Source organism: Caulobacter sp. CCUG 60055 (genome assembly GCF_022750545.1).
Taxonomy (GTDB): Bacteria; Pseudomonadota; Alphaproteobacteria; order Caulobacterales; family Caulobacteraceae; genus PUIC01.
The window spans coordinates 212,616-235,616 of the sequence record NZ_PUIC01000003.1; the positions used below are offsets into that span (position 1 = coordinate 212,616).

The following is a 23,001-nucleotide window of genomic DNA, read 5'->3' on the forward strand; positions in this document are numbered from 1 at the left end:
GGGCGGCGGCGTCTCCCAGAGTCAAACGCGAGATTTTCGACTCTCGAACAGAGTCTAGACGGCCTTCCGAGGCCGGCTGACCTTCAACGTCGCCGATCCGTCACACCCCGTCACGGCGGCGAGACCGGCCGGGGCTTGCGGGGGCGGCCGAGGGCGCATTCGAGGCTGGCGCGGTCCCAGCCGCCCAGCGAGGCGGCGGCGGCGTGGGCGCTCTCCAGGAAGGCCAGCAGCGCCGCGTCGGGATCGGGCGCCAACCGCACCGCGTCATAGGGCAGGATGAACTCGCCCAGCGCCGGGTCGTAGCGGGCCTCGGCCGGGGCGACCTTGGCCTCGGCGTAGCCGGCCGGCTGGGGATAGGCGTAGGCGTAGAAGGCGGGATGGTCGACGCCCGCGCCCCCGGGCCAGAAGCCGGCGCTGCTGACTTCATGCGAATAGGCCTCGCGGGCGACGGCGTCGGGCAGGCCCGGCGCGCCGCCGGGGTGCAGCGGCGCGCGGCGGCCGGAAAAGCGCGTCACCGCCAGGTCGAAGCTGCCCCAGAAGAAGTGCGACGGGCTCGACTTGCCCAGGAACCCGGTGCGGAACAGGCTGAACACCCGGTCGACCTGCAGCAGCACGCGCCAGAACCGCTCGGCGTGGACCGGGTCGTAGGCGGCGTGGACCTCGTCGCGGTCGAAGGGGATGGCGTCGGCGATCTCGTTGGGCGTGCGGTCGATGCGGACGTCGAGGTCCAGCTCGGACAGGGCCCGCCGCACCGCGCCGAAGAAGTCGGCCGTCGTGCGCGGCCTCAGCGCCACGTGGCGGTCGGCCCCGTCGTCGGCGCGCAGGATCAGCTGATGGTCGATGAAGTCGAAGGCGACGTCGAACAGCCGCCGGCCGCAGGGGATGTTGCCGGTCGACAGGCCGCGCGGGGTCAGGTGCAGGGTGGTCTGCCACGAATGGTTCAGCCACGGCGCCTGGGCCACGCGGATCTTGCCGACGATCTGGGTCCACAGGTGCAGCGTCTGGCGCGTGTCGGCCCAGGCCGCGCAAGGCAGGTCGGGCCACACCGCTTCCCGCTCTTTCGAAGACGCGCTCGTCATCGTCGTTCCTCCGCCGCAGCCGCAACCTACACGGGACGGCGACGGGCGGCGAGACCCCCGCCGCGAGGCCGGGGAGATCAGAACCCGCGGCGGCCGATGCGGTCGAAGGCCTCCATGACGGCGGCGGCAAAGGCGCCGGTGCGCTGGGCCGCGCCGCGGTCGGCGGCCTCGCCGCACAGGCGCGCCCCGTCCGGCGTGGTGGCCGCCCAGGTCCAGCGGCGGTCGTTCGGCCGCACGTCGACGCCGGCGGGGATGGGAAGGCTTTTCATCGAGTCTCGCCAGGATGGAAGGGTTGCGACGAGGCCAGACTAGCCGCGTCCCCGCGCCCGGTGATGGCGGGCGCGGGGGAGATTCCGTGCAGAAACGATGGAGACGCCGGCGGGCGAGAGACCCTAGGCCGTCTCGGCGCGCGGCAGGAAGAGGTCGAAGCAGGCGCCCGTTCCGCCCTCGGCCAACACGATCCGCCCATGGCTGGCCGCCAGCAGCGACCGGGCGATCGGCAGGCCGAGACCGGTGCCGCCGGCCGTCCTGCGGCTGGTGAAGAACGGCTCGAACAGTCGCTCGCGGTCGCCGGCGGCGACGCCCGGCCCGTCGTCGCGGACGCTCATGCGCAGGCCGTCGGCGGCGTCGACGACCTGGATGTCGACCCGGCGGGCGCCCGCCTGCCGGCTGTTCTCGATCAGGGCGGCGAGCACGGCCTCCAGGGCGGCCTCGGGCACGGCGGTCGGGGCCAGACCGGCCGGCGCCTCGGCCGCGACGGCGAAGTCGGGCCCGCCGAAGGCGTCGGCCAGCCGGCCGAGGACGTCCCGCACGTCGACGCTGGCTCCCGCTTCGGGCCGGGCCATGTCGGCGCGGGCCAGCTCGAGCAGGCGGGAGACCAGATGCGAGAGCCGGCGCACGTCGGCGGAGGCGTTGTCGAGGAAGCGCCGGCGCTCCTCGTCGCTCATGTCGTCGGCGTGGTCCTGCAGGAGCTCGACCGCGCCGCCGATCGCCGTCAGCGGCGTCTTGAACTCATGGCTGACCGAGGCGGCGAGGTCGCGCAGATAGCGCGACCGCCGCTCGATGGCGTCGGCCATGGCCCGGAAGTCCTCATAGAGGGCCTTGATCTCGACGGCGGCCGTGGCCGGCGTGTCCGGAATGTCCCCGCCACGGCCGGCGGCGACGTCGCGCGAGGCGGCGCTGAGCCCCTCGATCGGGCGGGTGACCCCGCGCGAGACCAGGCCCGACAGCACGGCCAGCACGCCGAAGATGGTCAGGCCGGCCAGGGCGATCTTGCCCCGGTCGTCATAGACCCCCCGGAACAGCGCCCGGGGCGAGCGCGACAGCAGCAGCACCCCGACCACCTGATCGCCGACGCGGATCGGGCGGGCGTGGTGCAGCCGCAGGCTGGACGCGCGGCTCAGCCATTCCAGCGGATAGCGGGGGCGGTAGTCGCCGGCGCGGCGCATGACGCTGTCGGGACGGCCGGCCAGGGCCTCGCGCACCTCGGGCAGCACCGAGAAGTCGCCGCCGGCCTGGTCGCCGGTGACGGCGACGCCGCGCCGGTCGAGCAGCAGGATCGAGGCCAGGGTGGTCTGGGTGGTGCGGTCGATGATCGGCCCGACCGCCCCCGCCGCCGCCAGCGCCGCCGGATCGGCCGGGCCGCCGGGGCGCACCGGCGGCCGTTCGGGCAGGACCGGCGAGCCGTTGAGGTCGATGGTGCTCGGTTCGGGACGATAATAGCCGGGGTCGCGGGCGGAGCCGGGCGTCCGCGACCCCGGCCGCGCGGGCTCCGCCGGCCAGGCCGCCGAGGCGGCGGCGGCCAGGGCCGCGCCCTGGGCGATCAGCTCGGCCTCGGTCTGGTGGACCAGGGTGTTCTCGTAGACGCGCAGGAACACCGCGCCGGCCGCCGGCATGGCGGCGGCGAACACCAGCACCGCGAACAGGATGGTGCGCAGCCGCAGGCTCGGCCAGTAGCGCTTGACGAGGGTCTTGGCCGCCTCGATCACGCCGGGCCGCCGAGGCAGGGACCGAGCCGGTAGCCGACGCCGGGCCGCGTCTCGATCACGTCGACCCCGCCCAGCTCGGCGAACTTGCCGCGGATGTTGCGGATGTGGCTGTCGATGGTGCGGTCGGTGACGGCGAAGCCGGGTCCGTGCAGGCGGTCGATGATCGCGTCGCGGCTGAACACCCGCGACGGCGCCGTCGCCAGGACGCGCAGCAGGCTGAACTCGGTGACGGTCAGCGCCGCCGGGGCCTCGTCCCAGCGCGCCGTCCAGCCCTCGAGGTCGAGCCGCAGCCGGCCGTGGCCGACGACGCCCGGCTCGGCGGCGGGAGAACCGGGCGGCGGGCGGCCCGCCCCCGTCCGCCGCAGGATGGCGGCCACCCGGGCGGCGACCTCGCGCGGGCTGAACGGCTTGACCACGTAGTCGTCGCCGCCCAGCTCGATGCCGAGCACGCGGTCGATCTCGTCGTCGCGCGAGGACAGGAACAGGATCGGCAGGTCGCCCTCGGCGCGCAGCCGCCGGCAGACCTCCAGCCCGTCCAGGCGCGGCATGTTGATGTCGAGGATGACGAGGTCGGGCCGCTCGGCCGCCACCTCGGCCAGGGCGCGCTCGCCGTCCTCGGCCTCGCGGGCGGCCATGCCGGCCTTGGCCAGGGCGAAGACGAGAAGCTGGCGGATGTGGGGATCGTCGTCGACGATCAGGATGGTGCGCGACATGGCCCCCATGTTCAGCCCTGCGGCGCGGCGGTCAACGGGGCGACGGCGCGGTCGGCCTCCGCGGGCGGCGGGGCCGGCGGCCGCTGCAGAAAGCCGTCGCAGTCGCGCGGTCCGGGCGCCGGCGTCGCCAGCACCCCCCGGCCCGGCGACAGGCGGGCGGCGGCGGCGAGGCGGCGGGCCCCGCGCCAGGTCCAGCCGCGCCAATCCGCCTGCCGCGCCTCCAGATCACGAGCCGCCGCGGTCCGCGCCCAGGCGACGCGGTCGCGCAGCTCCGGATCGAGGGGCCGCTGCTCCAGCTCGGCCAGGGGAACCAGGGCCGACGCGCCCAGGACGCGCAGGTAGCAGATGTCCAGCGCCGCGCCGGCGCCGCCGGCCTCGCGGGCGTGGCGGACGTTCCAGGCCGCCGAGACCGCGCCGAGATCGACCAGGCCGACCGCCGCCAGCACCGCCGCCGCGGCCAGGGCGTTGGCGTCGATCAGCCAGCCGGCGCTCTTGCCGCGCAGCAGCCGCCAGCAGATCAGAACCAGGCCGACGGCGACGAGGCCCATCCAGATCAGGGCGGCCAGCCGCAGCCGCGTCAGCGAATAGGCCCCCACATAGTCCAGGGTGCGCAGCGCCGCCGACGCCGTCAGGAACACGTTCTGGGCCACCCACAGCGACACCAGCCCGCGGATCAGCGGCCGGCCCGCGTCGTCCGACCCCGGCCGCAGCGCCGTCAGCACGAACAGGCCGGCCAGGAGGGCGGTGGCCACCAGCGGATAGGCGCCGCGATGGGCGTAGTCGGCCAGGGTGACGCCGGCGGGCAGCGGCGCGCCGCTCCACAGGAAGGCGATGTCGAGGCCGTTCTGCACCGCGAACAGCAGGTTGAAGACCACCAGCGACAGCGCCGCCGAGCCGGCGGCGACGCCGGGCAGGCCGGCGGGACCTTCCGGCGGGGCCAGCGTCCGCCGCAGCCGGCGCGGCCGCAGCAGGGCCCAGGCCGCGACCGCCGTCAGCAGCAGGAACATTATCCGGCCGATCTCGGGCCTCGGCAGGCGCAGTTGGGCCATGGCCTGGGCGATGACCGGGTTGGCCAGGGCGAACAGTCCGAGGAAGACCGCGCCGCCGGCCAGCGGCCACAGCAGGGTCTGCGCCAGCCGCCAGGCGCCGCCTTGCGAAGGGCGGCGCGGCCGGCGGCGGGCCAGCCGCAACCCGTCCAGCACCGGCCCCGCCGGCGCGCAGACCACGAGCGCGGCCAGGCGCTGGAGCCAGCGCCAGACGTCCTCGCGCGGGCCGGCGCGCCCGGACAGGGCGGCGATTCCGGCGGCCGCCCCGAACAGGGCCATCCCGGCGAGGCTCGGCTGCTCGATCTGCGTCAGGGCCAGGATCGCGGCCGCCGCCAGCGCCCATCGGGCCCGCCGGTCGCCGGGCGGGGCCGGCCTGCCGACCCACGACGCTGCGCACAGGGCCAGGGCGAACAGCCCGAGGCTGGCCCCCGCCGGCCGGCCCCAGAACAGCAGGTCCGCCAGGATCGCCAGCCCGACGGCCAGCACCGGCTTGCGTGCGAACGAGCCCTTGAGGCGGCGGCGTGGGAAGGCGGGCATCCGGCGGGCTCCATTGCGGGAGCGCCCTCAATGCCAGCCGCGCGTCGATCGCCGTCGCGGACCTTGTCGCGGGCGGATGCGGATTGGATGCAGGACCGGTGCAGCCGGTCGCGGGCGGTCCGGCCCGACGGGCTCAATCCGAGCCGAGCGCCTTGGACAGCTGGGCCATGGCGGCGGTCATGTGCTTTTCGATGGCGTGCACGGTCACGCCCATCCGCCGCGCCGCCTGGGCGTAGGTCAGCTCCTCCATGCGGCACAGGAGGAACGCCTCCCGGCGGCGAGGCGGCATGTCGTCGATGACGGCGAGGGCGCGCTTGAGATTCTCGGACGCCAGCAGCCGGTGCTCGGCGGCGGGCGACGGGTCCGCCGCCGTCTCTTCGAGGCCGTATTCGAGAACCCGCTCGCGCCGGGTCCGCGAACGCAGGCTGTCCAGCAAGGTGTTGCGGGTGACGTGGAACAGGAAGCGCACCGGTTCGAGGATCTCGGTCCGCCGGCCGGCCTCCAGCGTCTTGACCACCGCGTCGTGGACCAGGTCGGCGGCGTCCTGACGGCCGCCCCGGCCCGCCACCTGGCGCAGGCGCAGCTCATGGTCGCGATAGACCTGTTCGAGATCGGGCGGCGCGGGGCGTCGGCTAGCCGACATGACCCGCCATCCTCGCCCCACGCGCCGCGCGATCCGCCGCGAGGCCGCTGTCGCCCAGCTCCATGGCTCTCCCCGTCTTTCTTGTTCGCCCGGCTCGCTTCCGGCCGGTTCGACGCCAGTCTATCGGCGCAGCGCGCCGAAAAATCGGCGCGAGGGACGCAGGCGCGCCAAAGTCGCGCGTCCGTCCGGCGGCGGACGCCGCCAGATTGCAATCACGGTTTCGAGGAAGCCGGTCGCCGGCGGCCCGGAAAGCAGAAAGGCCGGGGCGAGCCCCGGCCTTGCTTCAAAGCTCTTCGAAATTTGGAGCGGGCGATGAGATTCGAACTCACGACCCCAACCTTGGCAAGGTTGTGCTCTACCCCTGAGCTACGCCCGCGCTCCGGAACCGCCGGTGAAGGCCGTCCCCTCCGAAGAGGCCGGGCTTATGGCAGAGCCCCCCGGCCTTGGCAAGAGGGTTTCGCGACCTTTCGGCCGCCGCCCCGGCGACGGTTCAGAAACCCAGGCGCTTGGGCTTCAGCCGGCGCTTGTTGACGTGCTCCTTGGGGGCCGGGCCCTTCTCCTCGGGGATCTCGCCCTTGAAGTAGAACCTCTGCCACGCCTCGCGCATGGCCTCGGGATCGCCCTTGAAGATCTTGGTGTTGAACTCGGTGCGCTGGCGGTGCCAGGCGTCGTACTGGCCGCGCAGGGTCTCGTCGCTGTCCATCGAACGCTGCACCACGTCGAACTCCGACAGCCGCTTGTCCTGCAGCAGGGTGATGAAGCAGAACGGCTCGCTCTTCTCGAACCGCACCTTGCCCGGCCGCGTCATCATCCAGTTCATGGTGAAGGGGAACGGCAGCCAATCGGTCTCGACCAGGCCGACCAGGGGCTGGATGCCGTCCTTGATGTGGTTCGGCGGGCCCGAGGTCCACATCGACCAGCCGGGCGGCGTGCGGAACAGGTAGCCCGGATGGAAGGTCACCACCCCGTGCGAGAAGTGCGACTTCACGAAGTCCTCGAAGTCGGGATAGCCCGGATCGGCGCGGAAGGTGATGTCGTTCTGGTGGACGCCGCCGTTCCACTCGATGGTGAAGCCGATCGGGCAGAGGATCTCCCAGCCCGTGGTGTTGGCCATGGTCAGCGGCAGGCAGCGATAGGGGTGGCGGTCGGCGAACCGGTCCATCCAGCCGCGCTGGGGGCGGCCGGGCACCAGATCGGGGGGCCGGCCGGTGGTGGGAAAGCACTCCAGTTCCATGACACGCCTTCTCGCGGATTTCCTCGTCCACCGTCCTAGCCGGGCGGGGCTTGAGCCGTAAAGGCCCGGCCGTTACAGCGGACGCATGACCGCCGAAGCCGCCGCCGAACCGTCCGCCGAACCCGGGCTCGCCACGGCCGAGGACCTGTTCGCCTTCCTCGACCGCTGCGCGATCGCCCACTCGACCCTGCGCCATCCGCCGGTGTTCCGCGTCGAGGAGGGGCTGGAGATCAAGGCCGCCCTGCCCGGCGGCCACACCAAGAACCTGTTCCTCAAGGACGCCAAGGGCCAGATCTGGCTGATCAGCGCCCTGGGCGAGACCCGCATCAACCTCAAGACCCTGCACCGGACCATCGGCTCGGCCCGGCTGTCGTTCGGCTCGGAGGCGCTGCTGTTCGAGGTCCTCGGCGTGCGGCCCGGCTCGGTGACCGCCTTCGCCCTGATCAACGACCGCGCCCGGCGCGTGCGCTTCGTGCTCGACGCCGCCCTGATGCGGACCGACCCGGTCAATTTCCACCCCCTGGCCAACACCGCCACCACCGCCGTGTCGCGCCAGGGTCTGCTCAAATTCCTCGACGCCCTGGGCGTCGAGCCCCTGATCGTCGATTTCGCGGCCCTGGAGGGCTGATCGCGCGCCGGCGCCGATTGCGGCCGGCGGTCGATGAGACCATTTTAGCCGCCGAACAGTTTCCACGACGGGCGACGCCGCCGGCGGCGCCTCTCTTGCTCCAAGGATATCCCATGCTGGGCGAAGCCACGCAGAACGGCGCCGCGAACGACCTGATCAAGGAAGGGTCCGACGCCGCCTTCATGGCCGACGTCATCGAGGCCTCCAAGATCCAGCCAGTGATCGTCGACTTCTGGGCCACCTGGTGCGGTCCGTGCCGCCAGCTGACGCCGGCCCTGGAGAAGGCCGTCAGGGAGGCCAAGGGCGCGGTCAAGCTGGTCAAGATCGACGTCGACAAGAACCCGGCCTTCGCCGGCCAGCTGCGCGTGCAGTCGATCCCCACCGTCTACGCCTTCGTCGACGGCCAGCCGGTCGACGGCTTCATGGGCGCCCAGCCCGACAGCCAGATCAAGGCCTTCATCGACCGCCTCGCCGGTCCGCCCGCGCCGTCGGACCTCGACGCCGTCCTGGCCATGGGCAAGGAATCGATGGACCTCGGCGATCTCGGCGGCGCGGCCCAGGCCTACGCCCAGGCGCTGCAGATGGACCCGGCCAACCTCAAGGCCATCGCCGGCCTGGCGCGGTGCTACCTCGCCGGCGGCGACGTCGACCAGGCCCGCCAGATCGCCGGCATGGCCCCGGCCGACGCCAAGGACGCCGACCTGGAAGGCGTGCGCGCGGCCCTGAAACTGGCCGACGAGGCCCCGTCCGAGACCGCCGCCTTCGAGCAGCGCCTCGCCCGGGACGCCGACGACCACGAGGCCCGCTTCGAGCTGGCCTCGGCCCTGGCCGGCCACGGGGCCATGGCCGAGGCCGCCGACCATCTTCTCGCCATCGTCGCCCGGGATCGTGACTGGAACGACGGGGCGGCGCGCAAACAGCTTCTGACCATCTTCGAGGCCGCGGGTCCGACCTCGGAGGTCGCCAAGACCGGACGCAGGAAACTGTCTTCGATCTTGTTTTCGTAACGGGGACCCCAGGCAGGGCGGAGGCGTCCATGGTCACGGGCGGATACAGGAAGGCGGCGGATCTGCCGCGGGTGATCCCGGTCTTTCCCCTGAACGGCGCCCTGCTGCTGCCCTACGGCCAGCTGCCGCTCAACGTGTTCGAGCCGCGCTATCTCAACATGGTCGACGACGCCATGGCAGGGGACCGCATCATCGGCATGATCCAGACGCGGGCCGGCGGCGTCGCCGACCTCCCGCCCCCCCTGGCGCCGATCGGCTGCGCCGGGCGCATCACCAGCTTCGCCGAGACGCCGGACGGCCGCTATCTGATCACCCTCAGCGGTCTGTGCCGGTTCGCCGCCGGCGACGAGCTGCCGGTGCGCACCCCCTACCGGCAGGTGATCGCCGATTTCCACGGGTTCGCCGGCGACCTGCGGCCGATGGTCGAGGACGAGGGCTTCGACCGCATCCGTTTCCTGTCGGCCCTCAAGGCCTATCTCGACCGCCGCGCGCTGGACCTCGACTGGGAGGCCGCCAAGACCGCGCCGGGCGACGCCCTGGTCAACAGCCTGGCCATGGCCCTGCCCTTCGAGCCGGCCGAGAAACAGGCGCTGCTGGAGGCGCGGGGCCTGCGCGACCGGCGGCAGGCCCTGATCGCCCTGATGGAGATTGACGCCGCCGGCCTGGCGGGCGAGGACGACCCGCCGCCGCTGCAATAGGACCGCCCGCGATGACCGAACCCGCCGCCCCGCCGATCGAGGTCGATCCGCGCCTGCTGGAGGTGCTGGTCTGCCCAGTCACCCGCACCGCCCTGACCTACGACCGCGCCCGGGGCGAACTGGTCAGCCGCGCCGCGCGCCTGGCCTACCCCATCCGCGACGGCGTGCCGGTCATGCTGCCGGAAGAGGCCCGCCCCCTCGAAGACGGCGAATGAGCCGTCCCTGGCCAACCGAGCTGCGGGTGCGCCGCGGCGAGCGGACCCTGACCGCCAGCTTCGACGACGGCGCCAGCTTCGTGCTGGACGCCGAGTACCTGAGGGTGATGACCGCCAGCGCCCTGGACCGGGGCCACGGCGCCGGGCCTGGGCGGACCGTCGCCGGCAAGCGGGGCGTCGGCCTCGTCGACGTGCGGCCGGTCGGCCGCTACGCCGTGCGCATCGCGTTCGACGACGGCCACGCCAGCGGCTTCTACGGCTGGGACGCCCTCTATCGCCTCGGCCGCGACCGCGACGCCCTGTGGGCCGACTATCTCGCCCGCCTGGAGCGCGAGGGCCTCGATCGCGGCTGACCGGGGTCGCCGACCTGGACCGATTTGACATCGGCGCCGTCGCCGGGGTTTGATGGCGGCATGTTGCTGCGGTCGACCTATCCGCGTTTCACGCACCACGGCGGAAGCCTGCTCGCAGGATTCTGAGCCCGGCCGCGCGCGCTTTGCGCCGCAGCCGGGTCGAACATCCCTCCCCGCGACGCCCTTCCCGAATTCGGCCCCTCCCCGCATCGATCCGCCGGCCCGAGCCCGGCGATCCTCCGCGCCTTCACGAGCTCCTTCGATGACCAACGTCCACGCCTTCCCCTCCAGCCCCGCCCTGGTCCTCAGCGAGACCGACGCCGAGCGCCTGTCGGCGCTGGCCCTGCGGGCGATCGACGCCCAGCCGGTGGTCGCCGGCCTGCTGCTGGCCGAGATCGAGCGGGCCGAGGTGCGGCCCGACCCGCAGACCCCGGACAAGGCCGTGGGCATGGGCGCGACCGTCCAGTTCCTCGACGAGGTCAGCGGCCGGCGACGCACGGTCGAGCTGGTCTATCCGCAGGACGCCGACATCGCGGCCGACCGCATCTCGGTGCTGACGCCGATCGGCGCCGGCCTGATCGGCCTGTCCGAGGGCCAGACCATCGCCTGGCCGGACCGCGACGGCCACACCCGTCTGCTGCGCATCCTGGAGGTGCGGCGGGCGGCGGCCTGAGGCCCGCGCGCGTCGTGGGTCAAAAGGTCAGAGCGCCTCGCCGCGCAGCAGGCGCGGCAGGTCGCCGACCGCGCCGCCGGCCTCCTGCATGAAGAAGCGGCGGGCCGGCCCGATGCGGTTGACCGCGGCCATGCCCAGCCCCCGGGCCAGGCGCAGCAGGCGGTCGTCGTTGGAGAACAGCCGGGTGAACACGTCGGTGGCCGCCGCCAGCATGACGTTGTCGAACCGCCGCCAGCGGGCGTAACGCTCCAGCACGGCCTCCGAACCGATGTCCTCGCCCAGGCGGGCGGCGTCGACCAGCACCTCGGCCAGGGCGGCGGCGTCCTTGAGGCCGAGGTTCAGGCCCTGGCCGGCGATGGGATGGATGCCGTGGGCGGCGTCGCCGAGCAGGGCGACGCGATGCGCCGACAGCCGCTCGGCCAGCAGCAGCGACAGCGGATAGACGAAGCGCGGGCCCAGCACCTCGACCTTGCCCAGGAACGGGCCGAAGCGGCGGCGCAGATGGGCCTCGAACACCTCGGGCCGGGCTCGCCGCAGCGCCTCGCCCTGGGCGCTCTTCTCGGTCCAGACCAGCGAGGCGCGGTCCTCGGTCAGCGGCAGGATGGCGAACGGCCCGCCGGGCAGGAAATATTCGTGGGCGACGCCCCGGTGGCCGCGCTCCAGCTTGACGGTGGCGACGACGCCGGCCTGGCCGTAGCCCCAGCCGATGGTGTTGATCCCGGCGTCGCGCCGCACGGTCGATCCCCGGCCCTCCGCCCCGACGACCAGGGGCGCGGCCAGCACGCGGCCGTCGGCTAGCCGCACCCGCGCCGCCGGGCCGGCGGTCTCCACCGCCTCGACCCGGGCCGGGGCCAGCACCTCGATCCCCGCCGCCGCGACCGCCTTGGCCAGGCCGGCGCGGATATGGCGGTTCTCCAGCATGTAGCCGAGCGGCTCGCCGGCCACCCGGTCGGCGATCTCGGCGGAATCGAAGCGCAGGAAGAACGGCGACACGCCCCCGGCCGCCGCCCCCGGGGCGCGGCCGTCGGTGACCAGGATCTGTTCGATGCGCTGGGCGTGCGGCTCCAGCCAGCCGCCGGCGCCGACCACGCCCCATTGGCGGAAGGACGAGAAGGCGATGGCCGAGGCGCGGCCGTCGAAATCCGGCGCGATCTGGTCGTCGAACACCACCGGGTCGACCAGCACCGGCCGCAGGCCGCCGCTGGCCAGGGCCAGGGCGAAGGTGACGCCGGCCATGCCGGCTCCGGCGACGACGACGTCTGCGGTCAGGTCCGAGCTCATGGCCGGCATATGCCGCCGTCTCCGAGGCCGCGTCCAGCCCCGCGCGCGCCTCAGGCGACGTGGCGCTCCGACCGGGCCCGGCGGATGGCCCGGTCCAGGGCGGCGGCGAAGTCGTGGCGTTCGGACGGGCTCAGCGCCTCGCCCACCGTCACCGCCTTGTCCGACAGCCGCAGGCTCAGGCTGGCCTCGTGCGCGCCGTCGTCCTCGAGGGCCACCCGGGTAAAGGCGGTCGGCGAGCTCCACACGAGGCGGGCCGCCTCGCCCCATTCGTGGGTGACCACCACCTCCTCGGCCGAGACCTGCACCCGTTCGGCCCGGCGGCCGGCGGCGTAGCTGACCTTGAAGGCCACGAACACCGCCAGCACGTCGACGCCGAGGAAGATGGGGATCGGCGGCGCGCCGATGATCAGGAAGAAGGTCGCCCACCCGGCGCTGATCAGCAGCAGGGCCCCGATCAGCACATGGAAGCCGCGCTTCGACAGCGAACGGTTCGGCGTGATGATCGCATCCATATACAGCGCGGCGCTCATGCCGCCATCTTAGAGCGCCGAGGCGGCTTGGCGAAGCCCGCGACGCGGGTCATGGTCCGCCCTCATGAGCCCGCCCCGCCGAAAGCGCCTGTCGCCCGCCGAGAAGGCCCGCATCCAGGAGATCTTCGACCGCTTCGCCGCCCGCACGGACCACCCGCGCACCGAGCTGGAGTTCCACAACCCCTACACCCTGGTCGTCGCCGTCGCCCTGTCGGCCCAGGCCACCGACAAGTCGGTGAACAAGGCCACCCAGAAGCTGTTCGCCGTCGCCGACACGCCGCAGAAGATGCTCGACCTCGGCGTCGAGGGCCTGACGCCGTTCATTCAGTCGATCGGCCTCTACCGCACCAAGGCCAGGAACGTCGTCGCCCTGTCGCAGATCCTGGTCGACCAGCACGGCGGCGAGGTCCCGCTGAACCGCGAGGCGCTGCAGGCCCTGCCCGGCGTCGGCCGCAAGACCGCCAGCGTGGTGCTGAACGAGTTGGACATCGAGCCGGCCATCGCCGTCGACACCCACGTCTATCGCGTCGCCCACCGGCTGAAGCTGTCGGCCGGCAAGACCCCGGACGCGGTCGAGCGCGACCTGATGGCCATCGTGCCGGCGCCCTATCTGACCCGCGCCCACCACTGGCTGATCCTGCATGGCCGCTACGCCTGCGTGGCGCGCAAGCCAAAATGCGGCGATTGCCTGGTCGCCGACCTGTGCCCCTCGCGCGAGCTGTTCCTGGGGGCTTGATCCGATCCCTGTCCTCCCCCGCAAGCGGGGGAGGACTGACTAAGCACATTCAGGCGAGGGCCGCCCGCATTCCCCGCGCAAAGGCCGCGCCGCCGTCGGCGGCGTATTGCAGGTAGAGGTCGGGCTCGATCGCCTCCAGCTCCATCAGCTTCAGCGCGCCGTCGAGGTCGCGGATCAGGTCGACGCGGGCATAGGCCAGCGGCCGGTCGGCGGCGGCCAGCACCGCCTGGCCGACGGCGAGCATCTCCGCGCTGGGCGTCATCGCCGCCACCTGGCCGCCGAACTGCGGCTGGACGCGGAAATCGCCGCCGGTCGCCGCCTTGGCCACGGCGTGGCTGAGGACGCCGTTAAAATAGAACAGCGACTGCTCGCCCTCCTGCGCCACCGCCGGCAGGAACGGCTGCAGCAGGGCCGGCCCCCGGGGCGCGCCGTCGAGGGGATCGCCCGGCTTCAGGCGCACCGTGTCCTGCGAGCCGGCCGAGACCTGCGGCTTGGCGACCACCACCTCGGTTGCGAAACGGGCGCGGGCCTCGGCGACCGCCTCCTCGGTCACCCGCTCGACCGCCACGGTGGGGACCACCGGCGCGCCGCGTCCGGCCAGCTCGGCCAGATAGGTCTTGGCGGTGTTCCAGCGCAGGGTCGCGGCCGGGTTGGGCATGCGCAGGCCCGCCCGCTCCCAGGCGTCCAGCCGCGCGGCCCACAGGTCGGCCTTCAGGTGATAGCCCCAGGCCAGCAGCGGCAGCACGGCGTCGGCGCCGGAGAGGTCGGACGCTTCGGTCCACGGGGCCGGTTCGACCGCGAAGCCTTCGGCCCGCAGGGGCGCGGCCAGCCGTTCGAACCATTCCGGCCATGTGCCCGCGAAGCGCGGATTGTCGGTCGCCGGGGTGAGGATGACGAGGCGCATGGGCGGTCCTTTGTCGGTCGGCTTCCGGTCGGGAATGCTGCGTTGCCTCCCCGACGCCTGTCTCTATACTCCGCGCCGATTTTTCAACCGTCCCGGATCGTTTCCCCGACATGACCGCTCTTTACGACGTCGCCGCCCTCGGCAACGCCATCGTCGACGTGATCGCGCCCGCCGCCGACCAGTTCCTGGTCGACGAGCACCTCGCCAAGGGCTCGATGATGCTGATCGACGAAGCCCGGGCGGTGGAGCTGTACGGCCGCATGGCGCCGGGCATCGAGGCCTCGGGCGGCTCGGCCGGCAACACCGTCGCCGGCGTCGCCAGCTTCGGCGGCCGCGCCGCCTATGTCGGCAAGGTCGGCCAGGACCAGCTCGGCGACGTGTTCGACCACGACATCACCGCCATCGGCGTGCATTTCAGCGGCGGCCGCCTGGTCGGCGGGCCCGGCACCGGCCGCTCGCTGATCAACGTCACCCCCGACGGCCAGCGCACCATGTGCACCTATCTGGGCGCGGCCAACCAGCTGATCCCGGCCGACGTCGACGCCAAGGTCATCGAGGCCGCCAGCATCGTCTATCTCGAAGGCTACCTCTTCGACCCCGAGGACGCGCGCCGGGCCTTCGCCAAGGCCGCGGGCCTGGCCCACGGCGCCGGCCGCCGCATCGCGCTCACCCTGTCGGACGCCTTTGTGGTCGAGCGCCATCGCGAAAGCCTGCTGGAGTTCATCGACACCCAGGTCGACATCGTGTTCGCCAACGCCGCCGAGATCGGCTCGCTGTTCCAGACCGACGACTTCGACGCCGCCGTGCAGGCCATCCGCGGGCGGGCCAAGATCGCCGCCATCACCCGCAGCGAGCACGGCTCGGTCATCGTCGCCGGCGAGACGCTGCACGAGGTTCAGGCGGCCCGCGTCGAAAAAGTCGTGGACACCACGGGCGCGGGCGACCAATACGCGGCCGGGTTCCTGTTCGGCCTCGCCCAGGGCCGGCCGCTCGACGTCTGCGGGCGGCTGGGTTCGCTGGCGGCGGCCGAGGTGATCTCGCACTATGGCCCCCGGCCCCAGGTCTCCCTGCGCGACCTGGCGGCGGCGAGCGGACTTTAAAGGGACGCCTTCCGGCCGGAAGGCGTTCCGGTTTTGACTTAAGCGCGTTTCCGGCGGCGGCCCCTGGCTCCGCCAGGAACGCTTGGAGGAGCGCCTGATGGCGAACCGCACGGCGGAAGTGGTCCGCGAGACGAAGGAGACGCAGATCCGCGTCCGCATCGATCTCGACGGCGTCGGACAGTCGACGATCTCGACCGGGATCGGCTTCTTCGACCACATGCTCGAGAGCTTCGCCCGGCACGGCGGTTTCGATCTTGAGGTCGAGACCAAGGGCGACCTGCATATCGACATGCACCACACCGTCGAGGACACCGGCATCGTCATCGGCCAGGCGATCAACAAGGCGCTGGACGGCTTCAAGGGCGTGCGCCGGTTCGGCCACGCCTATATCCCGATGGACGAGACCCTGACCCGCTGCGCTCTGGACCTGTCCAACCGGCCCTATCTGATCTGGAAGGTCGAGTTCAAGCGCCCCAAGGTCGGCGAGATGGACACCGAGCTGTTCAAGGAGTTCCACCACGCCTTCGCCATGAACGCCGGCGCCTGCGTGCACCTGGAGACCCTCTACGGCGACAACACCCACCACGTCGCCGAAAGCGGGTTCAAGGCCCTGGCCCGGGCCCTGCGCGCGGCGGTGGAGATCGACCCCAAGACCCAGGGCCGCGCCCCGTCCACCAAGGGCGTGCTCTGAGCTGACCCCATGCAGAGCGTCGTCCTCATCGACTATGGGTCGGGCAACCTGCGCTCGGCCGAAAAGGCGCTGATCGCCGCCGCCGGCGACGGCGCGCGCGTGGTGGCGACCGACGATCCCGACACCATCCGCCGGGCCGACCGCGTGGTGCTGCCAGGGGTCGGCGCCTTCGCCGCCTGCATGGCGGCCCTGGCCGAGCGGCCGGGGGTGATCGAGGCCATGACCGAGGCCGTGCGCGGCCGCGGCGCGCCGTTCCTGGGCATCTGCGTCGGCATGCAGCTTCTGGCCACGCGCGGGCTGGAGTTCGGCGAGGCCCGCGGCCTCGACTGGATCGGCGGCGACGTCCGCGCCCTGGCCCCGTCCGAGCCGCGCTTCAAGGTGCCGCACATGGGCTGGAACGCCCTGGTCGACGTCGCCGGCCACCCGCTGTTCGCCGGCCTCGGCGACGGGGCGCACATGTATTTCACCCACTCCTTCGCCATGGACGTCGCCGATCCGGCCGACGTCGCGGCCAGGACCGACCACGGCGGCGTCTTCACAGCCGCCGTCGCCAAGAACAATATCGCCGGGGTGCAGTTCCACCCCGAAAAGTCGCAAGGTCCCGGCCTGCGGCTGCTGGCCAATTTCCTGGAGTGGCGGCCATGATCCTTTATCCCGCCATCGACCTGAAGGACGGCCAGTGCGTGCGCCTGCTGCACGGCGACATGGACAAGGCGACGGTGTTCAACGCCTCGCCCGCCGACCAGGCCGCGCGCTTCGCCAGGGACGGCTTCGACTGGCTGCACGTGGTCGACCTCAACGGGGCCATCGAGGGCCGCGCGGTCAACGCCGAGGCGGTGGCCGACATCCTGGGCGCCGTGTCGATCCCGGTCCAGCTCGGCGGCGGCGTCCGCACCCTGGAAGGGGTCGAGCGCTGGATCGAGGCCGGCGTCAGCCGGGTGATCCTGGGCACCGTCGCCGTGCGCGAGCCCGAGATGGTCAAGAAGGCCGCCCGCCTGTGGCCCGAGCAGATCGCCGTCGCCGTCGACGTGCGCGACGGCAAGGTGGCCGTGGACGGCTGGGTCGGCGCTTCCGACCTCGACCCCATCACCCTGTCCAAGCGCTTCGAGGACGCCGGCGTCGCCGCCCTGATCGTCACCGACATCAGCCGCGACGGGGCCATGACCGGCGTCAATGTCGAGGGCGTCGGCGCCGTGGCCGACGCGGTGTCGATCCCGGTGATCGCCTCCGGCGGCGTCGCCTCGGTCAAGGACATCGAGCAGCTGATCGCCCGCAAGGGCGTCCCCATCGCCGGCGCAGTGCTGGGCCGCTCGCTCTACAACGGCGCCATCCGCCCGGCCGAGGTCATCGCCGCCGCCCAGAAGAAGCGGACCGCCTGACCATGCTCAAGGTCCGCGTCATCCCCTGCCTGGACGTCAAGGACGGCCGGGTGGTCAAGGGGGTCAACTTCGTGGCCCTGCGCGACGCCGGCGATCCGGTCGAACAGGCCCGGGCCTATGACGCGGCCGGGGCCGACGAGCTGATGTTCCTCGACATCACCGCCAGCCACGAGGGGCGCGGGGCCATTCTCGACGTCATCGCCCGCACCGCCGACGTCTGTTTCATGCCGCTCTCGGTCGGCGGCGGCGTCCGCGCGGTCGAGGACGCCCGCCGCCTGCTGCGCGCCGGGGCCGACAAGATCTCGATCAACACCGCCGCCGTCGAGGACCCCGGCCTGGTCGCCCGCTGCGCCGACGCCTTCGGGGCCCAATGCGTGGTGGTCGCCGTCGACGCCAAGGCGCGCGAGGACGGCTCGGGCTGGAACGTCTTCACCTATGGCGGCCGCAAGGACGCCGGCCTCGACGTCGTCGACTGGGCGGCTGAGGCCGTGGCGCACGGCGCCGGCGAGATCCTGCTGACCTCGATGGACCGCGACGGGGCCAAGTCGGGCTACGACACCGCGCTGCTGCGGGCCGTGACCTCGGCCGTCGGCGTGCCGGTGATCGCCTCCGGCGGGGCCGGCTCGGCCGCCGACCTGGTGGCCGGCGTGCGCGACGGCGGGGCCGACGCGGTGCTGGCCGCCTCCATCTTCCACTTCGGCGAGGTCGGCGTCGGCGAGGCCAAGCGGGCCATGGCCGAGGCCGGCCTGCCGGTGCGCCTGACCTGATCTGACCCGCCCCTTCCCCTCCGGACCGGAGACGCCCGCATGAGCCGCTTCGCCGAGACCCTGGATCGCCTGGCCGCGACCATCGAGGCCCGGCGCGGCGCGGATCCGGCCTCGTCCTGGTCGGCCAGGCTGATCGCCGACCCTCGCCTCGCGGCCAAGAAGCTGGGCGAGGAAGCCATCGAGACGGTGCAGGCCGCCGCCCTCGGCGACAAGACCGCCATCGCCGCCGAAAGCGCCGACCTGATCTACCACTGGCTGGCCCTGCTGGCCGCGACGGGCGTCGGCCTGGACGACGTCGCCGCCGTGCTCGAAGCCCGCGAGGGCCGCTCGGGCGTGGAGGAGAAGGCGGGGCGCAAGGGCTGACGCCCTAACCTCGCCGCCAAGCTCGCCCAGGTTCGACTTGAGCCGGCCAGGAACCACCGCTTAGTCTCGACGGCGGCGGACCGATATCGGCCGGCCTCGAAGCGAAAGGGACGCGCCATGGCCAAAAACACCATCTGTCTCTGGTTCGACAAAGAGGCCGAAGCGGCCGCCCGCTTCTACGCCGAGGTCTTTCCGGACAGCGCCGTGACCGCCGTCCGCCGCGCGCCGAGCGACTATCCGGCCGGCAAGGCCGGCGACGTGCTGACGGTCGAGTTCACCGTGGCGGGCGTTGCCTGCCTCGGCCTCAACGGCGGCTCGACCTTCAAGCCCAGCGAGGCCTTCTCGTTCCAGATCGCCACCGACGACCAGGAAGAGACCGACCGCTACTGGAACGCCATTGTCGGCCACGGCGGCCAGGAGAACGCCTGCGGCTGGTGCAGGGACCGGTGGGGAATTTCCTGGCAGATCACCCCGCGCGCGCTGACCGGCGCGCTGGCGGCCGGCGGCGAGGAGGCCAGGCGCGCCTTCGAAGCCATGATGACGATGAAGAAGATCGACGTCGCCGCCATCGAGGCGGCGCGGCGGGGCTGACGCCCCTTCGCCCGCCCGGGGTCGCCGTCAGTTCAGACCTCTGCCTTCCGCTTCAGCGCCACATAGAGCGCGCCCTCGCCGCCGTGGCGGCGGTGGGCTTCGGACACCCCGGCGACGACGCCGCGCAGGGCGGGGGCGGCCAGCCATTCGGGGGCGTAGCGGCGCAGGACGCCTTCGCCGCGCGAACCCTTGCCGGTGATGACCAGCACCGAGCGAGCGCCCTGGTCCTGGGCGCGGCGCAGGAAGGTCTCAAGCGTGTTGCGGGCGCGGTCCTGGTCCAGGCCGTGCAGGTCGATCCGCGCCGAGATCAGCTCGCGTTCGCGCACGATGCGTCGCTTGCGGCCGGGCTCGATGCCCTCGGGCGGGATATAGGGTTTGGGTCCGGCCGGCCTGGCCGATCCCGACGGGGCCGGCGCCAGGGCCACCGGCGCGGCCGCCGCGTCTTCGGGCTCGGCCGGCGAGGCCGGCCGGCGCCGGCCGGGGGCCGGGCGCACCGTGGTCAGCACCGTCGCCCAGAGCTTGAGCTCCTCCGGGCGCAGCGGCCGTTTCACGACCCGCGGCCCGGGACCGGCGCCGGGCTCGTGGCCACCGCGTCGACGGGGACCAGCCGGTAGAGGTGCAGGATATGGCGCACGCGGCCGGCCTCGCCGCCGGCCGCGTCGCCGCGACCGGTGTAGAGGTCGGCGCGCACCTCGCCCTTGATCGCGCCGCCGACGTCGAGGGCCACCGCCAGCCGGCGATAGACCGGGAAGGCGCCGGCCAGGGCCGGGGCGCTGGCGTCGATCCAATAGAGGCCGCCGAAGGGGTGCCTCGTCGGATCGACGGCGATGGACCGGCCGGGCGTCAGGGCCACGCCCGCCGCCCCGTTCGGCTCCTTGCCGTCGTCGGGGGCGACATGGAAGAACACGTAGCGGGGATTGCGCCGCATCACCGCGTCGGCCTCGGGGCCGCGATGGTCGGCCAGCCAGTTGCGGATGTTGTCGGCCGAGGTGTTGTCGTCGCGCAGCAGGCCCTGGTCGCGCATGTAGGTGGCTATGCCGACGAACGGCCGGCCGTTGTTGGCCGAGAACAGCGCCTTGAACCGCCGGCCGTCGGGCAGCACCAGGACGCCCGAGCCCTGGATCTGCAGGAAGAAAAGGTCCTCGGGCCGCATCCAGGCCAACGGCTCGCGGGCCGGGACGGCCTCGATGGCCGCGCGGTCGGGATAGGGCTCGAAGCCGTCGCGGGTCTGCCGGCCGATGACGCCGGGGTCGTCGGGATTGGCGGCGAGGTCGGCGGGACGGCCGCGCACGGCGGCGGTGAACGGGCCCTGGCGCGAGAACCGCGCCTCGTAGACCGGCGCGAAATAGCCGGTGAGCAGGCCGCCCTTGTCGCCCGGAGGGGGAACCACGGCCTCGGGCCGGAAATGGGCTTCGAGATAGGCGCGCGCGGCGGCCTCGTCGACGGGGCCCAGGGCCCGGGCGCGCCGGCAGGCGTCGGCCAGGGCCGCCGGCTTGGCGACGCCGCAGCCGTCCTGGAACGCTCGCAGGGCGGCGGCGTGGTCGTCCTGGGCCCAGCCGGGCAGGTCGGAGAAACGCAGCTGCGCCGTGGCGGGCGGCGGCGGGGTGGCGACCCCGCCCTGCGAAGGCTCAACCGGCGGCCTGGGCGGAACCGGCGGCGCCGGCTTGGGCGCCGTGGCGCAGGCGTAAAGCAGCAGCGAGGACGCGACGACGCCCGCGAAACCTCCAAACCGCATCCGACCTACGCCTCCGCCGCATCCACTCGCACCAGCAGCCAGTTGGGGTCGCGGCTGTTAAGGTTTCGTTCAAACGTCCAAAGTTCGGCGGTGCGCTTGTCGTCGACCGCCTCGCCCTCCGGTCCCTTGGTGCGGCTGCGGAACTCGGCCAGAAAGCGCACCTTGGCGCGGGCGACGTCGCCGTCGACCTCGGCGGTCTCCAGGTCGGCGCGCGGCGAGGACAGGAATTCGACCGTCTCGGTGCGGCCTTCGGTCTCGCGGCCGGAGATCGCCTGTTCGAACGGCCGCATGATCGCCGGGGCCAGCAGCCGCCCCAGGGTGGCGCGGTCGCCCTGGGCGAAGGCGCGCACGACCATCTCGTAGGCCGAGGCGGCGCCGGCGAGGAAATGGCCGGTCTCGAACGAGGGGTCGCGGGCCCGCAGCGCCGCAAGGCCGCCGAGCGAGGCCGGGTCGATCGCGGCCGGAGCGGCCGGGTCGCTGTCCACCGCCGAGCGGATCGCGGGCGGCCCGGAGGGCATGTCCTCGGGCTGGCGGCCCACGCGCCGGCCGAGGACGGCGTAGAGCTGATACAGCACGACGGCGGCGAGGACGGCGAAGATGATGAGTTCGAGCACTTGCAACGGATCGACCGGAACTTGAGCGAAAGAATGGCCTGACGACAGGCCGGAGATGTCAATATAGGCTCACCTGAGGCGCGCGTCAGGCGCCGCCGTTGCACGACGGCGGCTTGTCGTGTTAGCAGCGCCGCTTCGAACCTGAAAGCCGGGCGACCGCCGCGTCGGCGCAAAACGCCTTCGTTACTGGAAAAAACCTCTCATGACCGACACGCAAGCCAGCGCCGTGCAGGAAAATGGCAACGGCGCTGACCAATCGGCGCAGCCGGGCATCCGCATCATCGCCCAGTTCATCCGCGACCTGTCGTTCGAAAACCCGCGCGCGCCGGAGTCCCTGCGCGCCGGCGCCGAACAGCCGCAGATCGACATGGGCGTCGAGATGAACGCCCGCGGCCGCAACGACGGCTTGTTCGAGGTCGACCTGAAGCTGACCGCCCGCGCCGAGCGCGACGGCGAGACCGTGTTCCAGGTCGAGCTGGTCTATGGCGGCCTGTTCCAGATCCAGGGCGTGCCCGAGGCCGACCTGGAGCCGGTGCTGCTGATCGAGTGCCCGCGCTTCCTGTTCCCGTTCGCCCGCCGGGTGATCGCCGACCTGACCACCGAAGGCGGCTTCCCGCCCTTCCTGCTCGACCCGATCGATTTCGCCGGCGTCTACACCGCGCGCCGCGCCCAGATGGAAGGCCCCGCCGCCGGCGAAGCCTGACCCGATGTGATTTGGCCGCCGGCGCCGTCCGCCAGGATGGGGCCGGCCGGTCTTGCGGCGGCCCGGGAATTCAGTCGGCGCCGACGCCGTATTTCAGCCAGACGGCTTTGTCCTTCAGCTTTCCACGCACCCATTCGGCGTGAAGCTCGCGCTCGGCCTCGGTCGATCGCGGGGCCAGGGGCCGTGGCCGTGGCCCGTGGTCGATCCGCCCGCCGACCGTGGCGGCGGCGGTCTTGAGGCGGGCCGGGGCCAGGTCGAGCCCGCGCTCCTTGCCGCCCTGCAGCTCCAGATAGACCTCGGCTAACAGCCGCACGTCGATCAGGGCCCCGTGCTTCTCGCGCTCGGCCAGCGAGATCTTGAACCGCTTACACAGCGCGTCCAGCGAGTTGTACATGCCCGGAAAACGCTTCTGGGCCAGGGCCAGGGTGTCGATCCAGCGGTCGTCCGGCGGCGCGGGCCGGTTGATCAGGCCCAGTTCGTGATTGATGAAGCCCCGGTCGAAGGGGGCGTTGTGCGCCACCAGCGGCGCGTCGCCGATGAAATCCAGGAAGGCGTCGACGATGTCGGGATCGCCGAACTTGGGCTTGCCGACCAGCATGGCGGTCGAGATGCCGTGCACCTTCTCGGCCTCGGCCTCGACCTCGCGGCCGGGATCGACATAGCGGTGGAAGGTGCGCCCGGTCGGGATGAAGTCCTCGATCTCCAGGCAGGCGATTTCGATCAGGCGGTGGCCATGCCTGGGGTCGAGCCCGGTGGTTTCGGTGTCGAGGACGATCTCACGCGCCATGGTCGA

The 23,001-nt window shown here is 72.7% G+C and carries 28 protein-coding genes, 1 tRNA gene and 1 pseudogene; 15 read left to right on the top strand and 15 right to left on the bottom strand.

Annotation, left to right across the window (positions count from 1 at the left end; all coding sequences use genetic code 11):
• Window positions 1-110: 110 nt before the first annotated feature.
• From C5708_RS06075 to C5708_RS06115, 8 genes and pseudogenes are all read right to left on the bottom strand, one after another.
• On the bottom strand, window positions 111-1,079 hold the full coding sequence (locus C5708_RS06075; RefSeq protein WP_242918951.1) for a DUF5996 family protein: 969 nt from the start codon (window positions 1,077-1,079) through the stop codon (window positions 111-113).
• Window positions 1,080-1,156: 77 nt separating this feature from the next.
• Window positions 1,157-1,348: a hypothetical protein gene (locus C5708_RS06080; RefSeq protein ID WP_242918953.1), complete on the bottom strand. Its 192-nt coding sequence runs from the start codon at window positions 1,346-1,348 to the stop codon at window positions 1,157-1,159.
• A gap of 123 nt (window positions 1,349-1,471) precedes the next feature.
• On the bottom strand, window positions 1,472-3,067 hold the full coding sequence (locus C5708_RS06085) for a HAMP domain-containing sensor histidine kinase (RefSeq protein ID WP_242918955.1): 1,596 nt from the start codon (window positions 3,065-3,067) through the stop codon (window positions 1,472-1,474).
• Window positions 3,064-3,780: a response regulator transcription factor gene (locus C5708_RS06090; RefSeq protein WP_242918957.1), complete on the bottom strand. Its 717-nt coding sequence runs from the start codon at window positions 3,778-3,780 to the stop codon at window positions 3,064-3,066. Before C5708_RS06090 ends, C5708_RS06085 begins: the two co-directional genes overlap by 4 nt.
• 11 nt (window positions 3,781-3,791) lie before the next feature.
• The gene (locus tag C5708_RS06095; RefSeq protein ID WP_242918959.1) at window positions 3,792-5,363 is read right to left on the bottom strand and encodes a DUF4173 domain-containing protein; all 1,572 of its coding nucleotides are present in this window, start codon (window positions 5,361-5,363) and stop codon (window positions 3,792-3,794) included.
• Window positions 5,364-5,496: 133 nt separating this feature from the next.
• A pseudogene (locus tag C5708_RS06100) lies at window positions 5,497-6,093 on the bottom strand (protease modulator HflK N-terminal domain-containing protein); the annotation flags it as partial.
• 214 nt (window positions 6,094-6,307) lie between these two features.
• Window positions 6,308-6,382, bottom strand: a tRNA-Gly gene (locus C5708_RS06110).
• Between the two features lie 114 nt (window positions 6,383-6,496).
• Window positions 6,497-7,240 carry a DUF6065 family protein gene (locus C5708_RS06115; protein ID WP_242918967.1) on the bottom strand — a complete coding sequence of 248 codons (744 nt, stop codon included), beginning with the start codon at window positions 7,238-7,240 and terminating at the stop codon, window positions 6,497-6,499.
• 85 nt (window positions 7,241-7,325) lie between these two features.
• On the opposite strand from C5708_RS06115, the gene C5708_RS06120 reads away from it, so the two are divergent.
• The 6 genes from C5708_RS06120 to rnk all read left to right on the top strand — a co-directional run bounded on the left by C5708_RS06120 (window position 7,326) and on the right by rnk (window position 10,814).
• A complete protein-coding gene (locus C5708_RS06120; RefSeq protein ID WP_242918969.1) occupies window positions 7,326-7,868 on the top strand; it encodes a YbaK/EbsC family protein in 543 nt (180 codons plus the stop codon).
• A gap of 113 nt (window positions 7,869-7,981) precedes the next feature.
• Window positions 7,982-8,875 (top strand): thioredoxin, encoded by an 894-nt coding sequence (gene trxA / locus C5708_RS06125; protein ID WP_242918971.1) that lies wholly within the window; start codon window positions 7,982-7,984, stop codon window positions 8,873-8,875.
• Window positions 8,876-8,904: 29 nt separating this feature from the next.
• Window positions 8,905-9,573, top strand: a complete 669-nt coding sequence (locus tag C5708_RS06130) for an LON peptidase substrate-binding domain-containing protein (protein ID WP_242918973.1) — start codon at window positions 8,905-8,907, stop codon at window positions 9,571-9,573.
• 11 nt (window positions 9,574-9,584) lie between these two features.
• Window positions 9,585-9,788 (top strand): Trm112 family protein, encoded by a 204-nt coding sequence (locus C5708_RS06135; RefSeq protein WP_242918975.1) that lies wholly within the window; start codon window positions 9,585-9,587, stop codon window positions 9,786-9,788.
• Window positions 9,785-10,141, top strand: coding sequence for a DUF971 domain-containing protein (locus tag C5708_RS06140; RefSeq protein WP_242918977.1), 357 nt, complete (start codon window positions 9,785-9,787; stop codon window positions 10,139-10,141). The genes C5708_RS06135 and C5708_RS06140 overlap by 4 nt, the downstream gene beginning before the upstream one ends.
• Before the next feature lie 262 nt (window positions 10,142-10,403).
• Window positions 10,404-10,814 (top strand): nucleoside diphosphate kinase regulator, encoded by a 411-nt coding sequence (rnk, locus tag C5708_RS06145; RefSeq protein ID WP_242918978.1) that lies wholly within the window; start codon window positions 10,404-10,406, stop codon window positions 10,812-10,814.
• Window positions 10,815-10,841: 27 nt separating this feature from the next.
• On the opposite strand, the gene C5708_RS06150 is transcribed toward rnk, so the two are convergent.
• Together C5708_RS06150 and C5708_RS06155 are read right to left on the bottom strand one after the other, a co-directional pair.
• On the bottom strand, window positions 10,842-12,095 hold the full coding sequence (locus C5708_RS06150; protein ID WP_242919650.1) for a UbiH/UbiF/VisC/COQ6 family ubiquinone biosynthesis hydroxylase: 1,254 nt from the start codon (window positions 12,093-12,095) through the stop codon (window positions 10,842-10,844).
• A gap of 50 nt (window positions 12,096-12,145) precedes the next feature.
• Complete coding sequence (locus tag C5708_RS06155) at window positions 12,146-12,625, bottom strand: DUF2244 domain-containing protein (protein ID WP_242918980.1); 480 nt, start codon at window positions 12,623-12,625, stop codon at window positions 12,146-12,148.
• Between the two features lie 64 nt (window positions 12,626-12,689).
• Here C5708_RS06155 and nth point away from each other — a divergent pair, with 64 nt between their 5' ends.
• Window positions 12,690-13,361 (top strand): endonuclease III, encoded by a 672-nt coding sequence (nth, locus tag C5708_RS06160; protein ID WP_242918982.1) that lies wholly within the window; start codon window positions 12,690-12,692, stop codon window positions 13,359-13,361.
• A gap of 49 nt (window positions 13,362-13,410) precedes the next feature.
• On the opposite strand, the gene C5708_RS06165 is transcribed toward nth, so the two are convergent.
• Window positions 13,411-14,265, bottom strand: coding sequence for a transporter (locus C5708_RS06165; RefSeq protein WP_242918984.1), 855 nt, complete (start codon window positions 14,263-14,265; stop codon window positions 13,411-13,413).
• A 110-nt stretch (window positions 14,266-14,375) separates the two neighbouring features.
• Here C5708_RS06165 and C5708_RS06170 point away from each other — a divergent pair, with 110 nt between their 5' ends.
• From C5708_RS06170 to C5708_RS06200, 7 genes are all read left to right on the top strand, one after another.
• Window positions 14,376-15,365 (top strand): adenosine kinase, encoded by a 990-nt coding sequence (locus C5708_RS06170; protein WP_242918986.1) that lies wholly within the window; start codon window positions 14,376-14,378, stop codon window positions 15,363-15,365.
• 97 nt (window positions 15,366-15,462) lie between these two features.
• A complete protein-coding gene (hisB, locus tag C5708_RS06175; protein WP_242918988.1) occupies window positions 15,463-16,056 on the top strand; it encodes an imidazoleglycerol-phosphate dehydratase HisB in 594 nt (197 codons plus the stop codon).
• A gap of 9 nt (window positions 16,057-16,065) precedes the next feature.
• The gene (gene hisH / locus C5708_RS06180; protein WP_242918990.1) at window positions 16,066-16,701 is read left to right on the top strand and encodes an imidazole glycerol phosphate synthase subunit HisH; all 636 of its coding nucleotides are present in this window, start codon (window positions 16,066-16,068) and stop codon (window positions 16,699-16,701) included.
• The gene (gene hisA, locus C5708_RS06185) at window positions 16,689-17,435 is read left to right on the top strand and encodes a 1-(5-phosphoribosyl)-5-[(5-phosphoribosylamino)methylideneamino]imidazole-4-carboxamide isomerase (RefSeq protein WP_242918992.1); all 747 of its coding nucleotides are present in this window, start codon (window positions 16,689-16,691) and stop codon (window positions 17,433-17,435) included. Before hisH ends, hisA begins: the two co-directional genes overlap by 13 nt.
• Window positions 17,436-17,437: 2 nt before the next feature.
• A complete protein-coding gene (hisF, locus tag C5708_RS06190; protein WP_242918994.1) occupies window positions 17,438-18,202 on the top strand; it encodes an imidazole glycerol phosphate synthase subunit HisF in 765 nt (254 codons plus the stop codon).
• Window positions 18,203-18,241: 39 nt separating this feature from the next.
• Window positions 18,242-18,565 carry a phosphoribosyl-ATP diphosphatase gene (locus C5708_RS06195; RefSeq protein WP_242918995.1) on the top strand — a complete coding sequence of 108 codons (324 nt, stop codon included), beginning with the start codon at window positions 18,242-18,244 and terminating at the stop codon, window positions 18,563-18,565.
• 117 nt (window positions 18,566-18,682) lie between these two features.
• Window positions 18,683-19,156 carry a VOC family protein gene (locus C5708_RS06200; RefSeq protein WP_242918997.1) on the top strand — a complete coding sequence of 158 codons (474 nt, stop codon included), beginning with the start codon at window positions 18,683-18,685 and terminating at the stop codon, window positions 19,154-19,156.
• Between the two features lie 32 nt (window positions 19,157-19,188).
• On the opposite strand, the gene C5708_RS06205 is transcribed toward C5708_RS06200, so the two are convergent.
• Genes C5708_RS06205 through timA form a run of 3 tightly spaced genes read right to left on the bottom strand, consistent with a single transcriptional unit; the run spans window position 19,189 to window position 21,505 of the window.
• Complete coding sequence (locus C5708_RS06205) at window positions 19,189-19,707, bottom strand: Smr/MutS family protein (RefSeq protein WP_242918999.1); 519 nt, start codon at window positions 19,705-19,707, stop codon at window positions 19,189-19,191.
• Complete coding sequence (locus C5708_RS06210; RefSeq protein ID WP_242919001.1) at window positions 19,704-20,891, bottom strand: MltA domain-containing protein; 1,188 nt, start codon at window positions 20,889-20,891, stop codon at window positions 19,704-19,706. The genes C5708_RS06205 and C5708_RS06210 overlap by 4 nt, the downstream gene beginning before the upstream one ends.
• A gap of 5 nt (window positions 20,892-20,896) precedes the next feature.
• Complete coding sequence (gene timA / locus C5708_RS06215) at window positions 20,897-21,505, bottom strand: TIM44-related membrane protein TimA (RefSeq protein ID WP_242919003.1); 609 nt, start codon at window positions 21,503-21,505, stop codon at window positions 20,897-20,899.
• A 202-nt stretch (window positions 21,506-21,707) separates the two neighbouring features.
• Here timA and secB point away from each other — a divergent pair, with 202 nt between their 5' ends.
• Window positions 21,708-22,208: a protein-export chaperone SecB gene (secB, locus tag C5708_RS06220; RefSeq protein WP_242919005.1), complete on the top strand. Its 501-nt coding sequence runs from the start codon at window positions 21,708-21,710 to the stop codon at window positions 22,206-22,208.
• A 70-nt stretch (window positions 22,209-22,278) separates the two neighbouring features.
• Here secB and dnaQ read toward each other — a convergent pair whose 3' ends face one another.
• Entirely contained in the window at window positions 22,279-22,995 is a 717-nt protein-coding gene (gene dnaQ, locus C5708_RS06225; protein WP_242919007.1) for a DNA polymerase III subunit epsilon, read from the bottom strand.
• Window positions 22,996-23,001 lie beyond the last annotated feature (6 nt).

Bases quoted from the DNA above. Each gene is read 5' to 3' on its own strand.
- secB (WP_242919005.1), top strand. From the start codon at position 21,708: ATGACCGACACGCAAGCCAGCGCCGTGCAGGAAAATGGCAACGGCGCT.
- nth (WP_242918982.1), top strand. From the start codon at position 12,690: ATGAGCCCGCCCCGCCGAAAGCGCCTGTCGCCCGCCGAGAAGGCCCGC.
- hisH (WP_242918990.1), top strand. From the start codon at position 16,066: ATGCAGAGCGTCGTCCTCATCGACTATGGGTCGGGCAACCTGCGCTCG.
- trxA (WP_242918971.1), top strand. From the start codon at position 7,982: ATGCTGGGCGAAGCCACGCAGAACGGCGCCGCGAACGACCTGATCAAG.
- C5708_RS06090 (WP_242918957.1), bottom strand. From the start codon at position 3,780: ATGTCGCGCACCATCCTGATCGTCGACGACGATCCCCACATCCGCCAG.
- C5708_RS06170 (WP_242918986.1), top strand. From the start codon at position 14,376: ATGACCGCTCTTTACGACGTCGCCGCCCTCGGCAACGCCATCGTCGAC.
- C5708_RS06155 (WP_242918980.1), bottom strand. From the start codon at position 12,625: ATGAGCGCCGCGCTGTATATGGATGCGATCATCACGCCGAACCGTTCG.
- C5708_RS06095 (WP_242918959.1), bottom strand. From the start codon at position 5,363: ATGCCCGCCTTCCCACGCCGCCGCCTCAAGGGCTCGTTCGCACGCAAG.
- C5708_RS06080 (WP_242918953.1), bottom strand. From the start codon at position 1,348: ATGAAAAGCCTTCCCATCCCCGCCGGCGTCGACGTGCGGCCGAACGAC.
- C5708_RS06165 (WP_242918984.1), bottom strand. From the start codon at position 14,265: ATGCGCCTCGTCATCCTCACCCCGGCGACCGACAATCCGCGCTTCGCG.
- C5708_RS06150 (WP_242919650.1), bottom strand. From the start codon at position 12,095: ATGAGCTCGGACCTGACCGCAGACGTCGTCGTCGCCGGAGCCGGCATG.
- C5708_RS06210 (WP_242919001.1), bottom strand. From the start codon at position 20,891: ATGCGGTTTGGAGGTTTCGCGGGCGTCGTCGCGTCCTCGCTGCTGCTT.
- C5708_RS06120 (WP_242918969.1), top strand. From the start codon at position 7,326: ATGACCGCCGAAGCCGCCGCCGAACCGTCCGCCGAACCCGGGCTCGCC.
- hisB (WP_242918988.1), top strand. From the start codon at position 15,463: ATGGCGAACCGCACGGCGGAAGTGGTCCGCGAGACGAAGGAGACGCAG.
- C5708_RS06200 (WP_242918997.1), top strand. From the start codon at position 18,683: ATGGCCAAAAACACCATCTGTCTCTGGTTCGACAAAGAGGCCGAAGCG.
- C5708_RS06075 (WP_242918951.1), bottom strand. From the start codon at position 1,079: ATGACGAGCGCGTCTTCGAAAGAGCGGGAAGCGGTGTGGCCCGACCTG.
- C5708_RS06195 (WP_242918995.1), top strand. From the start codon at position 18,242: ATGAGCCGCTTCGCCGAGACCCTGGATCGCCTGGCCGCGACCATCGAG.
- C5708_RS06140 (WP_242918977.1), top strand. From the start codon at position 9,785: ATGAGCCGTCCCTGGCCAACCGAGCTGCGGGTGCGCCGCGGCGAGCGG.
- C5708_RS06115 (WP_242918967.1), bottom strand. From the start codon at position 7,240: ATGGAACTGGAGTGCTTTCCCACCACCGGCCGGCCCCCCGATCTGGTG.
- rnk (WP_242918978.1), top strand. From the start codon at position 10,404: ATGACCAACGTCCACGCCTTCCCCTCCAGCCCCGCCCTGGTCCTCAGC.
- C5708_RS06135 (WP_242918975.1), top strand. From the start codon at position 9,585: ATGACCGAACCCGCCGCCCCGCCGATCGAGGTCGATCCGCGCCTGCTG.
- hisF (WP_242918994.1), top strand. From the start codon at position 17,438: ATGCTCAAGGTCCGCGTCATCCCCTGCCTGGACGTCAAGGACGGCCGG.
- dnaQ (WP_242919007.1), bottom strand. From the start codon at position 22,995: ATGGCGCGTGAGATCGTCCTCGACACCGAAACCACCGGGCTCGACCCC.
- C5708_RS06130 (WP_242918973.1), top strand. From the start codon at position 8,905: ATGGTCACGGGCGGATACAGGAAGGCGGCGGATCTGCCGCGGGTGATC.